The 16127-nt window shown below is 67.2% G+C and carries 19 protein-coding genes, 1 tRNA gene and 1 pseudogene; 5 read left to right on the forward strand and 16 right to left on the reverse strand.

Annotation, left to right across the window (positions count from 1 at the left end; all coding sequences use genetic code 11):
• Window positions 1-6 precede the first annotated feature (6 nt).
• A complete protein-coding gene (locus tag DIZ26_RS25370) occupies window positions 7-519 on the reverse strand; it encodes a cysteine dioxygenase family protein (RefSeq protein ID WP_112245773.1) in 513 nt (170 codons plus the stop codon).
• Between the two features lie 74 nt (window positions 520-593).
• Here DIZ26_RS25370 and DIZ26_RS25375 point away from each other — a divergent pair, with 74 nt between their 5' ends.
• From DIZ26_RS25375 to DIZ26_RS25385, 3 genes are all read left to right on the forward strand, one after another.
• Entirely contained in the window at window positions 594-1457 is an 864-nt protein-coding gene (locus tag DIZ26_RS25375; RefSeq protein WP_112245775.1) for a LysR family transcriptional regulator, read from the forward strand.
• A gap of 66 nt (window positions 1458-1523) precedes the next feature.
• Window positions 1524-1961, forward strand: a complete 438-nt coding sequence (locus DIZ26_RS25380) for a VOC family protein (RefSeq protein WP_112245777.1) — start codon at window positions 1524-1526, stop codon at window positions 1959-1961.
• Window positions 1962-2072: 111 nt separating this feature from the next.
• Window positions 2073-5222, forward strand: a complete 3150-nt coding sequence (locus DIZ26_RS25385; protein ID WP_112245779.1) for a BTAD domain-containing putative transcriptional regulator — start codon at window positions 2073-2075, stop codon at window positions 5220-5222.
• 2 nt (window positions 5223-5224) lie between these two features.
• Here DIZ26_RS25385 and DIZ26_RS25390 read toward each other — a convergent pair whose 3' ends face one another.
• The 6 genes from DIZ26_RS25390 to DIZ26_RS25415 form a co-directional block, all read right to left on the reverse strand.
• On the reverse strand, window positions 5225-6052 hold the full coding sequence (locus DIZ26_RS25390) for a DUF4097 family beta strand repeat-containing protein (protein ID WP_112245781.1): 828 nt from the start codon (window positions 6050-6052) through the stop codon (window positions 5225-5227).
• Between the two features lies 1 nt (window position 6053).
• Entirely contained in the window at window positions 6054-6815 is a 762-nt protein-coding gene (locus DIZ26_RS25395; protein ID WP_112245783.1) for an ABC transporter permease, read from the reverse strand.
• The gene (locus DIZ26_RS25400; protein ID WP_112245785.1) at window positions 6812-7606 is read right to left on the reverse strand and encodes an ABC transporter ATP-binding protein; all 795 of its coding nucleotides are present in this window, start codon (window positions 7604-7606) and stop codon (window positions 6812-6814) included. The genes DIZ26_RS25395 and DIZ26_RS25400 overlap by 4 nt, the downstream gene beginning before the upstream one ends.
• A 93-nt stretch (window positions 7607-7699) precedes the next feature.
• On the reverse strand, window positions 7700-8449 hold the full coding sequence (locus tag DIZ26_RS25405) for a class I SAM-dependent methyltransferase (protein WP_112245787.1): 750 nt from the start codon (window positions 8447-8449) through the stop codon (window positions 7700-7702).
• 59 nt (window positions 8450-8508) lie between these two features.
• Window positions 8509-8838, reverse strand: coding sequence for a DUF402 domain-containing protein (locus DIZ26_RS25410; protein ID WP_157979808.1), 330 nt, complete (start codon window positions 8836-8838; stop codon window positions 8509-8511).
• Between the two features lie 20 nt (window positions 8839-8858).
• Window positions 8859-9863, reverse strand: a complete 1005-nt coding sequence (locus DIZ26_RS25415) for an alpha/beta hydrolase family protein (RefSeq protein ID WP_198676281.1) — start codon at window positions 9861-9863, stop codon at window positions 8859-8861.
• An 18-nt stretch (window positions 9864-9881) separates the two neighbouring features.
• On the opposite strand from DIZ26_RS25415, the gene DIZ26_RS25420 reads away from it, so the two are divergent.
• Window positions 9882-10373 (forward strand): AAA family ATPase, encoded by a 492-nt coding sequence (locus DIZ26_RS25420; RefSeq protein ID WP_112246085.1) that lies wholly within the window; start codon window positions 9882-9884, stop codon window positions 10371-10373.
• A 19-nt stretch (window positions 10374-10392) separates the two neighbouring features.
• Here the strand turns inward: DIZ26_RS25420 and DIZ26_RS25425 are convergent, their stop codons facing one another.
• The 8 genes and pseudogenes from DIZ26_RS25425 to DIZ26_RS38640 all read right to left on the reverse strand — a co-directional run bounded on the left by DIZ26_RS25425 (window position 10393) and on the right by DIZ26_RS38640 (window position 14270).
• Window positions 10393-10746 (reverse strand): DUF7660 family protein, encoded by a 354-nt coding sequence (locus DIZ26_RS25425; RefSeq protein ID WP_112245793.1) that lies wholly within the window; start codon window positions 10744-10746, stop codon window positions 10393-10395.
• 207 nt (window positions 10747-10953) lie between these two features.
• Window positions 10954-11313 (reverse strand): YciI family protein, encoded by a 360-nt coding sequence (locus tag DIZ26_RS37550; protein ID WP_157979809.1) that lies wholly within the window; start codon window positions 11311-11313, stop codon window positions 10954-10956.
• 440 nt (window positions 11314-11753) lie between these two features.
• A tRNA-Ala gene (locus DIZ26_RS25435) sits at window positions 11754-11826 on the reverse strand.
• A 175-nt stretch (window positions 11827-12001) separates the two neighbouring features.
• Window positions 12002-12646 carry a histidine phosphatase family protein gene (locus tag DIZ26_RS25440; protein ID WP_112245798.1) on the reverse strand — a complete coding sequence of 215 codons (645 nt, stop codon included), beginning with the start codon at window positions 12644-12646 and terminating at the stop codon, window positions 12002-12004.
• Window positions 12647-12882: 236 nt separating this feature from the next.
• Window positions 12883-13242, reverse strand: a pseudogene (gene rsfS, locus DIZ26_RS39235) (ribosome silencing factor); the annotation flags it as partial.
• A 7-nt stretch (window positions 13243-13249) separates the two neighbouring features.
• On the reverse strand, window positions 13250-13870 hold the full coding sequence (gene nadD, locus DIZ26_RS25450; protein WP_112245800.1) for a nicotinate-nucleotide adenylyltransferase: 621 nt from the start codon (window positions 13868-13870) through the stop codon (window positions 13250-13252).
• Between the two features lie 13 nt (window positions 13871-13883).
• The gene (locus DIZ26_RS37975) at window positions 13884-14042 is read right to left on the reverse strand and encodes a hypothetical protein (protein WP_166678498.1); all 159 of its coding nucleotides are present in this window, start codon (window positions 14040-14042) and stop codon (window positions 13884-13886) included.
• 99 nt (window positions 14043-14141) lie between these two features.
• On the reverse strand, window positions 14142-14270 hold the full coding sequence (locus DIZ26_RS38640) for a hypothetical protein (protein WP_255513651.1): 129 nt from the start codon (window positions 14268-14270) through the stop codon (window positions 14142-14144).
• 148 nt (window positions 14271-14418) lie between these two features.
• Here DIZ26_RS38640 and DIZ26_RS25455 point away from each other — a divergent pair, with 148 nt between their 5' ends.
• Window positions 14419-14868 (forward strand): Lrp/AsnC family transcriptional regulator, encoded by a 450-nt coding sequence (locus tag DIZ26_RS25455; protein WP_112245803.1) that lies wholly within the window; start codon window positions 14419-14421, stop codon window positions 14866-14868.
• Window positions 14869-14877: 9 nt separating this feature from the next.
• Here DIZ26_RS25455 and DIZ26_RS25460 read toward each other — a convergent pair whose 3' ends face one another.
• On the reverse strand, window positions 14878-16062 hold the full coding sequence (locus tag DIZ26_RS25460) for an MFS transporter (protein WP_232828592.1): 1185 nt from the start codon (window positions 16060-16062) through the stop codon (window positions 14878-14880).
• Between the last annotated feature and the right edge of the window lie 65 nt (window positions 16063-16127).

Genomic DNA, 16127 nt, shown 5'->3' on the forward strand with positions numbered 1-16127 from the left:
GGCCGGTCAGTTGTAGAAGCGGCGGGCGCTGGTGCCGATTCGGGTGACGTCGGTGCCGTAGATGTGGATGGAGATGGCGGTGGTGTCGCCGGTGTTGTGGACGCGGTGGATGTCGCCGGGGGGCGCGAAGCCGCTGACGTCGCCGGTGTGGTTGTCGCTGCGGCCGACCAGGTTGAGGTCGGCGTCGTACAGCTCCTCGTGTTCGGTGCCCTGGATGACGCCGAAGACGCACCAGGTCACGTGGTCATGGATCCGCGTGAACTGCCCCGGCCGCCAGACGAGCGCGATGATCGAGAACGAGCTGTCCGGTTCGACGTACAAAGTGTGGCTGGTGTATCGATCGGGTGAGCCGAGTCGCTGCTTCGGTGTCAGTACTGCGGGAGTCGGCAAGTGCCGGCGAAGCTGGTCGGCGACGAGCTGGGCGGTACCCGACCAGTCGGCGCGGGCGGCGACCGCCGTACGGACGCCATCGATGAGTTCGGTCAGTTCGCTGACGGGGAGAAGCTCTTGAGTAGTCATGAGAACAGCGTGCGACGTACTGATCCATACGTCTAATGCCAGTCTTCGCGCTGATTCATAGATAGAGTCGATCCATGTTGGATATCACCCGGCTTCGTGTCATCGACGCGGTGGCTCGGCACGGCTCGGTCACCGCGGCGGCCAGCGAGCTGCACTATTCGCAGCCGACGGTCAGTCACCACCTCGCCCGGCTGGAGGCGGAGACCGGCGCGCAGCTGCTGCAGAAGGTCGGTCGCGGCGTGCGGCTCACACAGGCCGGGCAACTCCTCGCCGACCGCGCCGCCGAGATCATCGGCCGGGTCGACGCCGCCGACGCGGAACTCGCGGCTCACGTCGGGCTCACCGCCGGGCGGGTCCGGTTGGCCGGCTTCTCGTCCGCGATCGGATCCTTCGTGTCCCGGGCAGTGGCCGCCCTCGCCGCCGGCTACCCGGGCCTGCAGATCAGCCTCACCGACACCCACCCGATCGAAGCGCTCGACCTGCTGCGCGCCGGCCGGATCGAGGTCGCGATCATCTTCCGGTACGACGAGAGCGAACCCGAGCCGCCCGGCGTACGCCTGCATCACCTGGTCGACGATCCCATCTACCTGCTCACTCCGAAGCGCGTGAAGAACCTGGCCGCTCTGCACGACGCCACCTGGATCGCCGGTTGTGAACGTTGCCGTAGTCATCTGCTTTCGGTCTGCGCCGCCGAGGGCTTCGAACCCGACGTCCGCTACACGACCGACGACATGGTCGTCATGCAGGAACTCGTCGCAGCCGGCCTCGGCGTCACCACCATCCCAGGTCTCGCCCTCCAGGCCCACCGCGCCGAGAGGATCGTCGCCACCCGACTCCCCGGCTCCAACCGGCACGTCTACGCCGCCACATACGGCGAACCGCCCGACCCACCGGCCACCACCGCCCTCCTCACCGCCCTGACCCAAGCCGCCGGCTGATCGCGACGGTGGCGATCGTCGAGAGATCGGCGGGAGTGGTCCCGGCCGGGCCTAGGGTGCTGGGGTATGACGGTCAAGCGGATGGACAATGTCGGGGTTGTTGTCGACGATCTCCAGGCGGCGATCGCGTTCTTCGTCGAACTCGGGCTGGAGCTGGACGGGCAGGGACCGGTCGAGGGCGACTGGGTGGACCGGACTGTCGGCCTCGACGACGTGCGGGTCGACTTCGCGATGGTGCGTACGCCGGATGGTCACAGCCGGCTGGAGTTGACCAAGTTCCATCGACCGGCCGTGATCGACGCAGAGCAGAACGCGCCGGCCAATACGCTGGGGATCCGCCGGATCATGTTCGCCGTCGACGACATCGCGGACACCGTCGAGCGGCTGAAGGCTCACGGTGGCGAACTGCTCGGTGAGATCGCGCGGTTGGAGGACAGCTATCTGCTCTGCTATCTCCGCGGCCCGGGCGGCATGATCGTCGCGTTGGCCGAAGAGCTGAGCTGAAGGCCACCCCGGACCGACGACGTCGTACTCCGGGACGCGTGCCCGAGATCTCCCCGGCCCGACGGAGTACGGCGTACGGCGCGGCCCGGTTCGCATGGCAAGATCTGCCGGGTGCAGATCGGGATGCTTGGGCCGTTCGAGGTTCGCACCGGCGACGGCGTCCTGGCCGACGTACCGGGTGCGCGGTTGCGGGCGCTTCTCGTCGCGCTCGCGCTCGAGCCGGGGCGTGTCGTCGGGAAGGCGACGCTCGTCGACTGGATCTGGGGTGAGCACCCGCCGGCCGACGCGTCGAACGCCCTGCAGCGGTTGGCATCCCGGCTGCGGAAGGTGCTGCCCGGTGGTGCGCTCGAAGGACAGCCGGGCGGTTATCGCCTGACCGTCGAACCCGACGCGGTCGACGCGCTGCGGTTCGAACGCCTGGTGACGCAGGCCCGCGACGAGGAGGGCCGGCGGCAGGTTCGGTTGTTGCGCGAGGCCCTCACTTTGTGGCGTGGTTCGGCCCTGCAGGACGTCGGGCTGGAGGACAGTGCGGCGTTCGACGCGGCGGCGACCCGGCTCGAAGCCTTGCGGTTGGCGGCGATGGAGGACCGGTTCGAGGCAGAGGTCAGCCTTGGCCAGGGCGCTGAACTGATCCCGGAGCTCACCGACGCGGTGACCGCTCATCCCCTGCGGGAACGACTTGCCGCTGCCCTGATGCGTGCTCTGGCGTCAGCAGGTCGCGACAGCGAAGCGCTGCTCGTCTTCGAACGAATAAGAGAAGCCCTGGCGGACGCACTGGGCGTCGACCCGTCAGCGGAGCTGTCGGCGCTCCATCTCGCATTGCTGCGAGGGGAGTTGGCGCAGCGGGAGGACAGCGGGAAGAGCAACATCCGTGCAGAGCTGACCAGCTTCGTCGGCCGCGACGCCGACGTGGCGGTCGTTCGGGAGCTCATCGCAGAACATCGGCTGACCACCGTGATCGGCCCGGGCGGTTCGGGCAAGACCAGGCTGGCCACGGAGACCGCGCGCACGCTGCTCGACGACTGGCCGGACGGCATCTGGTTGGTGGAACTCGCCGCCAGCAGCGTCGGTGACGATGTGGCGCAGACAGCGCTCAGTGCAGTCGGGCTCCGCGATGCGCTTCTCGGTACGACGGACAACGCCGATCCGGTGGAGAGCCTGATCGCCGCCCTCCGCGATCGGGAAGCGCTGCTGATCCTCGACAACTGCGAGCACGTGATCGAGGCGGCGGCCAGGTTCGCTGATCGGGTACTCGGCGCCTGCCGGCGGCTGCGGATCCTGGCGACCAGCAGGGAGCCACTCGGCATCACCGGTGAAGCCCTCTGGCTGGTCGAGCCGCTGAGTGTGCCGACCGAAGCGCGTTTCGACGAACTGGCGAACTCGCCTGCGGTGAAGCTGCTGCGCGACCGGGCCGGCGCAGTACGCAAGGATCTCGGGACCGACGAACTCACCCTCTCGACGATGGTCCGGATCTGTCGCGCGCTCGACGGGATGCCGCTGGCGATCGAGCTCGCCGCCGCCCGATTGCGCACGATGACCCTCGAACAGCTCGCCAATCGGCTCGATGACCGCTTCCGGCTGCTGACCAGCGGTAGCCGTACTGCGTTGCCACGACACCGGACGCTGCGCGCGGTCGTCGACTGGAGCTGGGAACTGCTCACCGATGCCGAGCGCACGGTCCTGCGCCGGTTGTCGGTGTTCTCGGGCGGCGCGAGCCTGGAGGCGGCGGAGAAGGTCTGCGCCGACGCAACGGGCGGCACGGTTGAGCCGGATCAGGTGCTGGAGTTGCTCAGCTCCCTGGCCGAGAAGTCCCTCCTGGTGCCTGCGGGCGACGGCGCCCCGCGGTACCGGATGCTCACCACGATCAGGGAGTACGCCGCGGACCGCCTCGCCGAGGCCGGCGAAGCAGACGACACCCGCCGGGCGCATCTGGACTACTTCATCGAGCTGACAGAGACGGCCGAACCACATCTCCGCCGCGCAGAGCAACTGGAGTGGGGCGCGACGCTCGAAGCGGATCACGACAACCTCAGTGCTGCGCTGCGCGGTGCGATAGCGGCCGGCGACGCGCAGTCCGCCATGCGGCTGGCGGCTGCCGCCGGTTGGTACTGGTTCCTCGGCGGGCGACGTACGGAGGGTCTCGAGCTGCTCATCGCGGCCGCCGACCTCCCGGGCGAGGTAACCGACGAGGTTCGCGCGATGGCGTACGGACTGATCGTGCTCTACGTGACGTCCGGGCGCGGTGACGAGCACCTGGGTGCGGAGTGGATTCACAAGGCGTACCGGTTCAGCCAACTCAGCCGGAGCGGGAACCCGCTGCTGGACTTCGCGGGCCCGCTGGAACGCCTGTTGGAGGAGCCGACGGAAGCAGTGACCGCCTTCGAGTCGCTGCTGGACAGCGCCGATCCCTGGGTCCGGGCGATCGGGCGCTGGCAGGTCGTCAAGATGCAGCTCATCTTCGGCCGGGGCGAGCGGGAGGTGGAGGTCGAGCTGAAGCAGGCACTCGCCGAGTTCCGCGCGCTCGGCGAACGGTTCGGCATGTCCTTGGTGCTGGGCGAACTCGCCGGCTGGCTCGCCCTGCGAGGCGACCTCGCCGGAGCCTGCCAGTACTACGACCAGGCGGCCGCTGTCCTGACCGAGGTCGGCGCCACCGAAGACGTCATCGAGATGCGGACCCAGCAAGCCTTGCTGTACTGGCTCGACGGCGATCGCGACGCCGCCGGTGCCACCATCGCCGCGGCCGAGCGGATCGCCGACGGCGTCACCTGGCCGTACGCGTTGGTCAGCCTGGCGCTTGCCAAAGCTGAGCTTGCCCGCCTGGGTGGAGACGCCGGGGAGGCCCGACGTCAGCTCGGCCTCGCGACCTCACTGCTGGGTGATTCCGCGGAGCAGCCGAACCTCAGCGCGGAACTCCACAATCTGCTCGGCTACCTGGCCGACGACATCGAGGAGTCCAGGAACCACCGAGTCGCCGCCTGGCAGTCCGCCTCTGAGGTGGGAGCCGCGCTGGTGATCGCCCGGATGGTCGTCGGGGTGGCGGACCTGGCCATCCGCCTCGAGGAGTTCGAGCAGGCGGCGCGCCTGCTGGCGGCCAGTGTCGCGGTCCGCGGGCTTCCGGATCGCTCCCATCCGGACGCGGCCCGGATCGAGCGTGACGCCCGCGGCCGGCTCGGCGACGAGCGATTCGCCGAGCTGACCGAGGAAGGGGCAGCGGCGGGCTGGTCCGAGCTGGTCGAGACCACGCTGGGGACCGGTTCCTGAGGTCACCCAGCGGCACGTCGTACGACGATGTCGCCGTGCCGCGTGCGGGCGTGGATGGTGACCACGTCGTCTGAAGCGTTCGTGGCCGGCAAACAGTTGCGCACCCGGCCTCGTTTGCTGTCGGCATCCACTACGGCATTGCTGCCCTCGCGGATGCCGACCTCGATGTTCCCCGAGCTGTTCGACAGCGTTGCCTCCCCACCGGCCAGCCGGCCGATCCGGATGGCACCGTTGGCCGTCCGGGCGATGACGTTCGCGTCGGCGCGGTCGATGTCGAAACCGCCGTTGGCGCTGCTGAGATCGAGATCGGCCGAGGCGTGGCCGATCCAGGTCTGTCCACCCGAGTTCGAGAGTTTGACCGCGCCCTCGACCTCGCCGATCCGTACGGCGACCACGCTGCCCTCGATGCCGGCGTCCCCCGCGATGTGCCCGATCGTGAGCTCACCGACCGCGACATTCGCTTGCAATCCGGTGATGCGATCGAGCTGAACCTGGCCCTTGGCCGTGTGGAGTTCGAAGTCGCCCAAGGAGCCGTCGGCACGAACGCTCGAGTGGGCCGTGTACGCGATCAGGCTGGAGCCGGCCGGCAGTTCGATCGTGATGGCGATCGAACCGTCCTGGTGGCCGGACGCGGTCGTCTTGACCTTGAGCCGGCCGGCTTCGAAGTCGACCTTGGTCCGGTCGGCCACCTTGATGTGGGCGGGGTCGAACTTGTCGATCGGTTCGACCAGCACCACCGTGTCGGTCCGGTCGCCGGCGCTCACCCGCACGTGAGCACCGGCGACCTGGACGACGGCGACGATCGGTTCTGGCGTCGCGAAGGTCGGCATGTCAGCTGATCTTGCGGCGGTAGCTGCTCATCGCGAACACGTACCCGAGAACGAGGATGCCGAGGCACCAGGCGAGCGCGATCCAGATGTCGTTGCCGACCGGCCGCTGGGCGAAGAGATCCTGGATCGTGTTGACGATCGACGTGACGGGCTGGTGTTCGGCGAAGTACCGGACGGCACTCGGCATCGTGTTGGTGGGGACGAAGGCCGAACTGATGAAGGGCAGGAAGATCAACGGGTACGAGAAGCCGGCCGCGCCGTCCACGGACTTGGCCGACAGGCCCGCGAGGACCGCGACCCAGGTGAGGGCCAGGGTGAACAAGGCCAGGATGCCCGCGACGGCGAGCCAGGCCAGCACACCTGCCGAAGTACGGAATCCCATCAGCAGGCCGACCGCGACGATGATCACCACCGTGAGCGCGTTGGCGACCAGTGAGGTCAGCACATGGGCCCACAGCACGGACGAGCGGGCGATCGGCATCGAGTGGAACCGCTCGAAGATGCCACCCTTCAGGTCGGTGAACAACCGGACCGCGGTGTAGGCGATCCCGGACGCGATCGCGATCAGCATGATGCCGGGGAGGAGGTAGTTGACGTACTTGTCGGTCCCGGTCTGGATGGCGCCGCCGAGCACGTAGACGAACAGCAGCATCATCGCGATCGGGGTGATCGCGGTGGTGATGATCGTGTCGGCGCTGCGCAGGATGTGCCGCATCGAACGGCCCAGCAGGACCGAGGTGTCGGTGAAGAAGTGGCTGCTCATGACTCGTCCTTGCCGTTGTTCCCCACCAGGGTGAGGAAGATGTCTTCCAGGGTCGGCTGCTTCTCGACGTACTCGACCTTCGCCGGCGGCAGCAGCTTCTTCAGCTCGGCCAGGGTGCCGTTCGCGATGATCCGGCCCTGGTGCAGGACCGCGATCCGGTCGGCGAGCTGCTCGGCCTCGTCGAGGTACTGGGTGGTCAGCAGAACGGTGGTGCCCTGCTCGGCGAGCTCCTTGACCACCTTCCAGACGTCGATCCGGGCCTCGGGGTCGAGCCCCGTCGTCGGCTCGTCGAGGAAGATCACCTTCGGCTGCCCGATCAGGCTCATCGCGATGTCCAGCCGCCGGCGCATGCCGCCGGAGTACGTCGAGACCTTCCGCGACCCCGCGTCGGTGAGATTGAAGCGGGCGAGCAGTTCGTCGGCCACCTGGCCGGGAGCCTTCAGATGCCGCAGCTTGGCCACCAGTACCAGGTTCTCCCGGCCGGTGAGGATCTCGTCGACCGCGGCGAACTGGCCGGTCAGGCTGACCGACTCCCGCACCCGGACCGGCTCCGCCGTGACGTCGAACCCCTCGACGGTCGCGGTACCGGCGTCCGGCCTCAGCAGCGTCGACAGGATCCGCACGATCGTGGTCTTCCCGGCCCCGTTCGACCCGAGCAGGGCGAAGATGCTGCCGGGCGCCACCTCGAAGTCGACGCCCTTGAGGACGTGCAACTCCTTGTAGGACTTCTCTATCCCCTGCAACCGAATCGCAGGTTCGCGGTGCAGTTCCGCATCAGCTGTACTTGTCATGCGACCAGCCTCACCGCCGCCCCTGACACACCCCCGCCACGCCCCTGACACGGCGCCCTCCCCGACGACAGCGGGCTGTGCTGCTCCAGGCGGTCAGGTGATTGTCGGCTGAACGATGAGAGTGAAGTCGTCGGCCGTGGCGAGGGCGCCGGCGTCGCCTTCGATCCGAACGATGCCGAGGCCGGCTTCCTCGCACATCTCCCGGGCTAACGTCTGGGTGTGCCAATGGAGGACCCAGTCGCGGTCCGCGTATTCGACGGCACCGTCGGGGCTCCGTCGCTCATAACGGACGGTGGTGGTTCGAGTCCTGGCGACTTGATCGTAGGTCTCGGACAGCGGCGTGTAGACCAGCGTCGCGCCGTCCTCGTCAACCGTCTCGCGTGCGCCGCCGAGCTCGTCTTCGGGAGTTGGTCCGGGGATCCACAGCGGGATCATCGCGTGACCGTCGGGGGTCAAATGCTCTCGAATGGCCCGGAGCGCCCGTCGGGCGGTCTCGTCATCGGGCAACAGGTTGAAGGTCGGCCCGGCCAGGTAGATCGAGCGATACCGCCGCGGCAGGCTCAACTCCTCCATCCGCTGGTGATACAGCGTCACCTCGACGCCCAATGCAGCGGCATTCACGCGACACCGCTCCAGCATGTCGGCAGACGAATCCACCCCTTCGACGTCAAGCCCTGCCTGCCGCAACGACAACAGCGGCTCGCCGTCTCCACAGCCGATCTCAAGCCCTGGTTCACCAACGGCAACCACAAAATCGGCGTACGGCCCGGGCTCGAAGCTGGTCGACTTCAGCTTGGAATACGCATCGACGACTATCCCCGTGTAGAACTCAGCAGCATCCATTGCCCCGCAGCCTAAAGCTCCCCCGAACCAACGGACAACCGACTTCTCATCTGCATGCCTCAGGCAACAAATGGCGGCAACTCAGCCAGCCGCAACACGCTTGCCGGCGGAAAGTCCGGCCAGAAGTCGAGCACCGCTTGGTCCAGGTTGCGCAGATGCTTGTCGACAAAGCGCTGAGTACTGCGCAACACCCGGATCGCCGTGGCGGCATCGATCGACCCGTCCTCGATCGCGTCGGCGAACTCGTCCAGATCAAGCATCTCGTACCGAAAACTCCCCGGCGGCACCACGATGTCCACCTTGAGATCACGAACCACCACCTGGTTCGGCTCCGGCTCCTCCACCTCGACCAGATCGACGTACCAGCCACCCTCGAGGGCACCGATCAAGGGCCGGGCCCCACGCAGTACTAGCTGGGTTCGGTTGCGAAGACTCCTTGGAGCCAACTCAAGATCGTCTCCAGCGCCTCCGGATCGAGCCTGGTGCCCTCCGCGTTGTAGCCGTTCCCCGGAGACGCCACCACCTCTTCGGGAGTGCGGGTGTCCTCCTTGAAGACATGGTTCGCGGTGGGCGGGAAGGCAAACGTCACATTCGCCATCCCCGCGGCCGCCGCCTGCAGCGGATCCCCATCGGCATGAGCGTCGACCTGCAGATCGTTGCCGCCGATCAGCACGAGAGTCGGAATCTCCACCTCCGGCAAACGATCGACAGCAGACTCAGCCCACAGCTCCCGGGCAAGCGGAAGGTTCGCAGGCGTCTCGAAACTGGCGAGCACCATCCGCACACTCTCGGGGAGCCGCGGATCAGGATCCATCGGCAGCCCCGCCTCATAGCGCTCGGTCGCCTCCCGTACCGCGGGCATGAGCTCCTCGCCACCAGGAATCTGCGACGCCTGCATCGCAAGCTGCGTCAACAGCAGCTCCCCGACCGGTCTCCCCGGCGGCGCGGCAAGCACGATCCCAGCAAACGGCACATCCTGCACGCTGGTCGCGTAGTGCAGCACGTGCAACGTCCCCTCACTATTGCCGAGGCCAACAATGCTCGACGCATCGACACCCTCATCAGCAGCCAGTACGCCGACAGCCGCCACCAGCTCGTCGAGATGCGACCCCATACTCAACCGCCCGACCAGCTTCGGCACGTTCTCCATCGCATGCGGCCCGGACGCCCGCTTGTCGTACCGCAACGAAGCAATCCCCGCCTCAGCAAACGCCTCCGCGAACAACCGCCCCGATCCATTACTCCCAGCCAACAACGGCGAACACCAGTCCCGATCAGTAGGCCCACTCCCAGCCACCATCACCACCGCCGGAAACGGTCCATCCCCTTCGGGCCGAACGAGACTGCCGTACATCGCAATCCCGTCCAGCTCCCAGCTCACCTCAACAGAAGACGCCATACGCCATTCGAACACATAGCTATGCTGGGCGCCGTGGCGAGGCGAAATTACCTGGTCGAAGGCGGCTCAGGCACCGGCAAGAGTTCCGTCTGCCGCGAACTCCGACGGCGCGGCTACAAAGCCATCGACGGCGACAACGAACTCGCCTACCGAGGCGACCCCGAAACCGGCCTGCCGACCAACGCTCCCGGCCGCCACGAACTGCACATCTGGAACGTCGCGAAGGTCCGCGAAATAGCAGCAGACCAAACAGAAGATCTCGCCTTCTTCTGCGGCGGTTCCCGAAACTTCCCCAAATTCCTGGACGTCTTCGACAAAGTGTTCGTACTCGACGTCGACACCGAAACCCTCAAACACCGACTGACGAGCCGCGCCCCCGCAGACTGGGGCGGCACCGCCGAGGAAAAAGCAAAGATCCTCCACCTCCACACCACCAAAGAAGACATCCCCGAGGGCCAGGTCATCAACACCAACCGCCCCCTCCCCGAAGTCGTAGACGCCATCCTCCAGTCCCTCGACCCTTAGCCCCGGCCTCTCCGGCCGATCACTCATACATGGTCGCGCCCTTCAGCGCATCGTTCACCACATCCCACCCATTGCCGGGAGCAACTAGTCCGCGGCCGGAGGAGTAGCCACCCACATCAGAGAGCCAAGCAGCAAAGGCTTCGAGGTACTCGTGTGTCTCCGAGTTGGCCCACGGCACCCCCGACGCCGCTTCGGTCGCAAGCTCCCTTGCAGTGGCAATGACGCGATCCCGTCCGTCAGCCAACGACGCCGACGGACAGCCTCCCGCCCCGCACTCCTCGTCAACATCAGCGTCCCCGTGCTCGAACTCGTAGTGAAAACACACGTAGTGCATTCGCTCGAAAACCTCGAACTGCTGCCTACTGATCCGCACCGGCGTTCACATCGCCGACATACCAAATCCGCCACGCCGCCACCTTCCCACCCAAAACCCCAAACCAGACCACGCGGCACACCGGCGGCCGGTCTCCCCGAGTGGGATGACCGGCCTCAGCACCTGGCTCGTTCGGTACAGATGGGCCAGTGCCTCGCCGCACAAGGCCAGCCGTCCACGGACGGGCACTGCGGCACCAACGTGATCTCAGTCGACCAACTCCGGGTCGAACATGAACTTGCGGACGTCTTGCGCACACCGGCAGGCAACCGCGATCTTGCCCGCCCACTCCAGCGCAGCCTCCCGAGTCGGTACGTCGACGATCAACACACCGCCGATGACCTCCTTGCTCTCCGGGTACGGCCCGTCGATGACCGTCCCGTCAACGGCCACCACGGCAGCCTCCACGTCACCGTCGTCATAACTCAGCCCACCGGCAAAGACGAACACCCCAGCATCCTTGGCCTCCTGACACACCGCGTGCGCAGCCTTACCCACCTCACCCCAGTCCTCCCCCGGGATGTGGTCCATCGCGCCCTTCTCGAACGAGATCAGGTACTTCGGCATCTCACCACTCCTCATCCCAGCAGCCTTCCTCCGGCCACTCTCACCATTGCTACGAACACCCCACACCAAATCCGACAGGCTCCCGACAAAATTCTCACGCCCGCCGCTCCACACCCCACGCCGCCGCCCTCCACACCCGACCCACGAGCACCCTCCCCTGAGGTGAGCGGCCGCCCCTCGACCGAATGCCTGAACGAGCGGCCGACCTCGCTCGAATGGCAGGCATTGTCGAACGTCTGACGATGACGGTCCGGGGGTCGTCCGGCAGCAAGTAAGCCGCCGCCTGGGCACGAGCCGCGACGGAGGAGCGGCGGACCGGGTGGGTGGGAGCGTCCGGAGTGTGAGCGACGCAGGAGCGAGCACGCAGGCGCGTGGGCTACACGTAGTACAAGCAGCAGGCCGGTCTCCCGAGGTGGGTGACCGGCCTGTTTGCTGTGCGGTGGAGCTTAGGGGATTCGAACCCCTGACCTCTTCCATGCCATGGAAGCGCGCTACCAACTGCGCCAAAGCCCCTTGCGTTCTTGCGACTGCGAAAGTCTAACTGACACTTGGTGTGAAAGAAAAATCGGGGTGGGCGGGTGGGTGACTGCTCGTGGTTGAGGGTGCAGATGGGGTGTAGACAGGCGCGGCGGCGACGGCTTCCAGGGGTTGGAAGCGGTCGGCGAGATGGGTTCTGGGGTGGTGTGGGTCAGCGTTGGGGGTCGTCGGACATTACTGGTTCGGGGAGGGAGCCGGCGTTCCATTCCTCGATGCGCCAGCCGGCTCGGCCGGGGAGGAGGGAGACCCAGTTGCAGTTGGAGAGGCCGCCGAACGCGGGCCAGTTGGCTTGGGGGATGCCTAGGAACAGGCAGATGCCTACGCGGGCCGCTAGGCCATGGGTGGCTACTACGACGGTGTCGGAGGGTTCTGCGTGTTCTACGGCGCGTTGGAGGGCCGGGGCGAAGCGGGCGGCTACCTCTTCGACGGTTTCGCCGGCGGTGCCTCGGCGTTGGGGTTCGCCGGAGCGGATGCGGGCGGCTGCTTCGGGGTGAAGGGCGGCCAGCTCTTCCATCGTCATGCCGGCCCAGTCGTCGACGTTGATCTCGCGGAGAGCCTCGTCGTACTCGACCTTCAAGCCGGTGAGGGCGGCGAGTTCACCGGCGGTGGCGGCTGCGCGCTGGAGGTCGCTGGAGAACAGGCGCGTGGGCGCGAGCGAGGCGAGGCGCAGGGCGGCGGCGCGGGCCTGGGCGAGGCCGACATCGTCCAGTGGGATGTCGGCCTGGCCCTGGATCTTGTCCTGCAGGTTCCATTCGGTCCGGCCGTGCCGCCAGACGATCAGCCGGCCCGCGGTCATTCGGCCGGAGCCGAGGGCGCAGCGAGGTGAGCGTCGTCAGCGGCGTCCCCGTCCGAAGCATCAACGTCCGAAGCGTCAACATCCGAAGCATCAACATCCGAAGCGTCAACATCCGACGCAGAAGCGTCCAAAGCAGAAGCGCCCGAAGCTGAGCCATCGGCGGAGGCGTCCAGGACGGGGGTGTCTTCCTCGCCGGAGCGCGGCAGGACCGGCGCGGGCTCGGGGATCTTGCCGTCCGGGCCGGGGATCGGGATCAGCGGGCAGTCGCGCCACAGCCGCTCGAGGGAGTAGAAGTTGCGCTCCTCGTCGTGCTGGACGTGGATCACGACCTCAAGGTAGTCCAGGAGCACCCAGCGGCCCTCGCGCGCGCCTTCGCGGCGTACCGGTTTGGCGTCGAAGTCGACCCGGAGCTTCTCCTCGATCGCGTCGACGATCGCGCGGACCTGGCGGTCGTTGGACGCCGAGGCGACCAGGAACGCGTCGGTGATGGCGAGCTGCTCGGAGACGTCGAACGCGAGAACGTTCTCGGCCTTCTTGTCGTGGGCCGCCTCGGCTGCTGCGGTGAGCAGCTCGACGACGCGTTCGGTGGCAGGCATTTGTTCCTTACTGATGGTTGATGTAGAGGTCGCGCTTGGCGATGTACTGGACGATCCCGTCCGGTACGAGGTACCAGGTGGGGTTGCCTTTGGCGACGCGCCGGCGGCACTCGGTGGACGAGATGGCCAGGGCCGGTACTTCGAGCAGGGTGACCCGGTCGGGCGGGAGCTGGTCGAGTGGGAGCTCCAGCGATTCCGTCCCCGGCCGGGTACAGCCGACGAAGCGGGCGAGTTTGAACATCTCGTCGACGTCTCGCCAGGTGAGGATCTGGGCGAGCGCGTCGGCACCGGTGATGAAGAACAGCTCGGCGTCGGGGAACAGCCCGGACAGGTCCCGCAGGGTGTCGATCGTGAACGTCGGGCCGGGCCGGTCGATGTCGACCCGGCTGACCGAGAAGCGCGGGTTGGAGGCGGTGGCGATCACCGTCATCAGGTACCGGTCCTCGGCGGGCGAGACCTCGCGGTCCGACTTCTGCCACGGTTGACCGGTCGGGACGAAGATCACCTCGTCCAGGTCGAAGTACGCCTGTACTTCGCTGGCTGCCACCAGGTGGCCGTGGTGGATGGGGTCGAAGGTACCGCCCATCACGCCGATTCTCCGGCCAGGCCGTACCACGGAGTCCGCCATCGTGTTCAGCCGCTCAGCTGTGCGGCCGGCCCTTGCCCATGATCACCGTGACGGCCAGCAGCGCGACCAGCACGAACAGGGCGAACCCGCCGTACCACCAGGGCGAGATGTGCGACGCCTCGCCGGCGGCCTCTTCGACAGCCGCCAACTGCGGCAGGAGCAACGTAAGCATGAGGCGAAGCCTATCTCCTGCCCACCGACAGGAACGCGACCGGTGGCCAGTGGCGGCCCTCGAAGGGGCGCCGGGCCTGCCGGTCGCGCGGGTGGTGGGTCAGCTGTGCCGGATGTAGCGGGTCAGCAGCCTGCGCCATGCGGACGGCGCGGCGGCCGCACGCTGGTGCATGGCGGCGACACGGTGCATCTCGTCGATGTGGGCACGGGCAACTTCAGGGGTGATCATGATTCCTTCGCAAGGTGTGTGGACGGTGTCGGAGCGGCTCACTCCGACACCTCAAATTGTACGATATGCAAGGCCGCTACACAAACGAATTAAAGGCAGATCGCCTGATCTCCCTACGAATCTGCGGTGAACGAAGGAGTAACCCAGGATGGATGCGATCGATCGGCAGCTGGTCGAGGCACTGCGGGCGAACGGGCGGTCGAGTTGGGCCGAGCTCGGGCGGGTCGTCGGCCTGTCCGGGCCGAGCGTCCAGGAGCGGGTGAAACGTCTCGAGGACCGCGGCGTACTGCTCGGCTACCGGGCCGTCGTGGCGCCGGATCAGGTCGGGTTGGGGACGAGCGCGCTGATCGGGCTGTTCCAGCGCGACGACGTGGAGACCGACGACATCGTCGAAGGTGTTCGGCAGATCGAGGCGGTCGAGGACTGCTGGTTCGTGGCGGGCGATCAGGAGCTGGTGGTGAAGGTGCGCGTGCCGGACGTGACGCAGCTGGAGGCGGTGGTCGGCAGCCTGCGCCGCGTCAACGGCGTGGTCCGCACCCGCACCACAGTCGTCCTCTCCACCCGCTGGGAAGCCCGGCCTGCTCCCCTCCCCGACTAACAGGCGGTACTACGTACTGTCCGACACCTGGGCCAGCACTGCTCGGTCTCGGCGGGCGTAGAGGAGCGCGCCGGCAGTCAGGGCGAGTAGGGCGGCTGCTGGGTAGAGGGCGTGCGGGGCGTGTTCGTAGACGGTGCCGCCGATGGCGGGGGCCAGGAACATGCCGCTGATGGACGCAGCGGCGTACAGGCTGGAGAAGCGGCCGACCATCCCCTCTGGCGCAGCGTCGGCCACGTGAGCGGTCGCTGTCGGCTTGTAGAGCATCTCCCCCGCAGTGATGAACGCAGCAGCGACGACAGCGCCGCCGAGCACCGGCCAGACGCCCAGCGCCGCGTAGCCGAGTCCGACCAGCATGACCCCGACAGCGATGACCCGGAGCGCGTGATGGCCGCGGAGGTGAACAGCGAGCGGCGCCTCGAGTACGACGATGATCACCGAGCTCAGACCGATCAGTACGCCGTACGCCACCGCAGGTGACCCAGCGTCGTGCAGCAGCAGCGGCACAGTGGCGTAGAGCTGCCGGTACACCGTGTCGACGACCACGATCGCCCCAAGCAGCACCAGCACGGATCTGTCGCGCAGAAGCGCTCTCCACACTCCAGAGGCCGCAGCAGCCGCCGTACGCACGCCAGCTGGCACATACCGCCACACCACGGCCGCCAGCACCAGACTGCTCACTGCGTCGATCACGAAGACCAGGGAGAAGTCGTACGCCGCCAGCAGCCCGCCGAGCGGAGGACCGATCGTGAAGCCGGCATTGCTCGCAGAACGCGACAATGCGATCCCCTCTCGACGCCGCTCAGCAGGGAGCGCTGTCGCGACCAGACCGCTCAGGTTGGGCCTACTGGCGCCGCCGCACAGCCCAGCAACCGCTGCTAGAGCAGGGAGCGCCACAGTCGGCACTACAGGCATCGCGAGACACGCTGCGGCCCAGGCGAGCTGACTGCCCACAGCAGCAGTGCGCAGCCCGAAGCGGTCGCCGAACCAGCCGCCACTGAGGTTGCCGAACAACAGCCCCACGCCGTACGCCGAAGCTGCCAGGCCGGCCTGTTGCGCCGACATACCGCGGTCCTGCACCAGATAGAGCGTCAGGTAGATCCACGCCAGTGACCCCGCCGAACTGATCAACTGTCCGGCCATCACCGCCTTCAGCCACCCGGGCAACTCCCCTATCCGCCGCCAGTAACCGCGCATTGACAACCCCCGGCCCGTGATGAGTTCCTGTTAGGAACTTAGTCGGCCGGATAGCGTGGTGGCAA

Origin of the sequence: Kribbella monticola (genome assembly GCF_003261635.1) — a bacterium.
Taxonomy (GTDB): Bacteria; Actinomycetota; Actinomycetes; order Propionibacteriales; family Kribbellaceae; genus Kribbella; species Kribbella monticola.

Excerpts from the sequence above, each read along its gene's own strand:
- DIZ26_RS25370 (WP_112245773.1), bottom strand. The coding sequence starts at position 519 with ATGACTACTCAAGAGCTTCTCCCCGTCAGCGAACTGACCGAACTCATC.
- DIZ26_RS25375 (WP_112245775.1), top strand. The coding sequence starts at position 594 with ATGTTGGATATCACCCGGCTTCGTGTCATCGACGCGGTGGCTCGGCAC.
- DIZ26_RS25380 (WP_112245777.1), top strand. The coding sequence starts at position 1,524 with ATGACGGTCAAGCGGATGGACAATGTCGGGGTTGTTGTCGACGATCTC.
- DIZ26_RS25390 (WP_112245781.1), bottom strand. The coding sequence starts at position 6,052 with ATGCCGACCTTCGCGACGCCAGAACCGATCGTCGCCGTCGTCCAGGTC.
- DIZ26_RS25395 (WP_112245783.1), bottom strand. The coding sequence starts at position 6,815 with ATGAGCAGCCACTTCTTCACCGACACCTCGGTCCTGCTGGGCCGTTCG.
- DIZ26_RS25400 (WP_112245785.1), bottom strand. The coding sequence starts at position 7,606 with ATGACAAGTACAGCTGATGCGGAACTGCACCGCGAACCTGCGATTCGG.
- DIZ26_RS25405 (WP_112245787.1), bottom strand. The coding sequence starts at position 8,449 with ATGGATGCTGCTGAGTTCTACACGGGGATAGTCGTCGATGCGTATTCC.
- DIZ26_RS37550 (WP_157979809.1), bottom strand. The coding sequence starts at position 11,313 with ATGCCGAAGTACCTGATCTCGTTCGAGAAGGGCGCGATGGACCACATC.
- DIZ26_RS25440 (WP_112245798.1), bottom strand. The coding sequence starts at position 12,646 with ATGACCGCGGGCCGGCTGATCGTCTGGCGGCACGGCCGGACCGAATGG.
- nadD (WP_112245800.1), bottom strand. The coding sequence starts at position 13,870 with ATGGCGGACTCCGTGGTACGGCCTGGCCGGAGAATCGGCGTGATGGGC.
- DIZ26_RS37975 (WP_166678498.1), bottom strand. The coding sequence starts at position 14,042 with ATGCTTACGTTGCTCCTGCCGCAGTTGGCGGCTGTCGAAGAGGCCGCC.
- DIZ26_RS38640 (WP_255513651.1), bottom strand. The coding sequence starts at position 14,270 with ATGATCACCCCTGAAGTTGCCCGTGCCCACATCGACGAGATGCACCGT.
- DIZ26_RS25455 (WP_112245803.1), top strand. The coding sequence starts at position 14,419 with ATGGATGCGATCGATCGGCAGCTGGTCGAGGCACTGCGGGCGAACGGG.
- DIZ26_RS25460 (WP_232828592.1), bottom strand. The coding sequence starts at position 16,062 with ATGCGCGGTTACTGGCGGCGGATAGGGGAGTTGCCCGGGTGGCTGAAG.